1 protein-coding gene and 2 pseudogenes are annotated in these 1783 nt (G+C 50.5%); 2 read left to right on the top strand and 1 reads right to left on the bottom strand.

The features are described from left to right. Together AUR66_RS22820 and AUR66_RS15940 are read left to right on the top strand one after the other, a co-directional pair. Positions 1 to 281: pseudogene (locus AUR66_RS22820) on the top strand (ParA family protein); the annotation flags it as partial. Then, positions 281 to 808 carry a hypothetical protein gene (locus AUR66_RS15940; protein ID WP_058573233.1) on the top strand — a complete coding sequence of 176 codons (528 nt, stop codon included), beginning with the start codon at positions 281 to 283 and terminating at the stop codon, positions 806 to 808. The pseudogene AUR66_RS22820 and the gene AUR66_RS15940, both read left to right, overlap by 1 nt. Before the next feature lie 248 nt (positions 809 to 1056). Here the strand turns inward: AUR66_RS15940 and AUR66_RS15935 are convergent. After that, positions 1057 to 1783, bottom strand: a pseudogene (locus AUR66_RS15935) (cell division control protein Cdc6); the annotation flags it as partial.

Genomic DNA, 1783 nt, shown 5'->3' with positions numbered 1-1783 from the left:
AGCAAACCCTTGACCGAGAACTGATCGAGTCGCTGGTGACGCGCGAACATCTCGCTGCGAAGGTCCCGAACTTCGCGTATATTTCTCCAGCTGACCTGGAAAAAATCGATTCCGGGGAATGGGATGGTTCACTCCCGAAGCCAGGTATTCGCCACTCAGAGTCACTTTCACGTGCAATTGGGGACCACAAACCGCTTCGAGACTACGCACCAGAAGATTCGATTCTCTCGTCATTCGAAGAACTCGCAAGCATCGTTGAACACGGAGAGGTGCGTCGCTAATGGGAGACTACACCGACCGCTTTGCTGGGTTGGATGAAGAACTCGCGGAAGTCGAAGACAAAGACAAAGGCGAAGAGCAGGAATCCGATACAGCCGAGTCTGAAACTACGGACACCTCTGAAGAGGTACGGGACGAGGTGACGGTCAAAGACGAAGACATAGAGTCTGACGTTGATTCCAAAGAGGAAGATGAAAGCCTCGAACGTGAATCAGAGGTGAGTAAACAGCCAGACATCGATGGGCCAGAACAGGAATCCAATCAAGAAGTAAGGCCAAGTACTCCTGGAGCGCTCGAAGACAGTAATCCTGGTTTCCCCTTTTCTGAGTCGGTACAAGCTCAGATATACCCACGGCGAACTACCCACGACGAGTTTGAGGACTTCATTCAGTTCGACGTAAAACAAGCGCTTAGAGAGTACGGTATCCGGAATGATGAGAAGCGTGAGATACACGAAGCAATCCTTCAGTTCGTAATGGATCATCCTGACGCAGTTGCCGACAAGGTGGTTGAACTTCGCGAGCGATAAGATAGGAATGAGTGCAGAACTCCATTGACACCCCCCACTATTTCCGAAGTAGACGGCCATCTCAAGACTCTATGCGGGAGAATTCGGCATATTCCGATCTGGCAGCTTTCTACGGAATCAGAGGTCGAAATCGAAAGACATCGGCACGTCTGACGCACGTCACACCATTGGTTCCGTAGTTTCCGTAGTTTCCGATGAAGAGATAGTATTTAAACGGACACCCCCCATCACTTCCGCTGAAAACAGCGTTAAAGTCGCTTCTGGAGATCCACGATCACAGGCTCCATTCTCCCATCAGCACGGAGATGAGATACGACCGAATGAGCATCGATCGACACAGAGTACTCCTTGTACCGTCCCTCTTGTCTACCAGTGTTTCTAGTTCGCTCATCAAGGAGTGTTTGCATCGAGAGGTCGCCGAGATGATCACGGAGTCGACGTTGACTAACGGGTTCTGCATCTGCAAGAGAAGCGTACCGTTGGTACCGGGTGTAAACATCCTTGTTCCGAGCAGGTGTCTTATCCTCAAGATGGAGTGATAGCGTAGCTGCCAGCACAAGTTTTCCTTGCGTCGTTAGTTTGGAGACACTTGTCGTGATGAGGTCTTGCTCAAGTTCATCCTGAGCGGTTTGGACGTGGTCTTCGGTGACCTCCGTTGCATCTTCTTTTTTTGCGATGTTGCCAGCTTCTCGGAGGAGCGTCAACGCCTGCCGTGCGTCGCCAATATCTTGAGCAGCGAACGCAGCACAAAGTGGGATGACACCATCAGAGAGAACATCATCCTGAAAGGCTTGGTCTGAGCGAGCGTACAAAATTTCACGGAGTTGATTCGCGTCGTACGGTGGAAAGAGAAGTTCCTGCTGAGCAAGACTTGATTTGACTTTCTGACGGAGGTTATCTTTGAATTTGAGATCGTTAGAGATACCGATTACAGTAACTCGGACATTCTCGATCCGTCCATTTGCTCGCGCCCGT

Source organism: Haloferax profundi (assembly GCF_001469865.1).
In the GTDB taxonomy this organism is placed as follows: domain Archaea; phylum Halobacteriota; class Halobacteria; order Halobacteriales; family Haloferacaceae; genus Haloferax; species Haloferax profundi.
The sequence above is the reverse complement of the archived record's forward strand: the minus strand, read 5'-3'. Positions and strand labels throughout refer to the sequence as shown.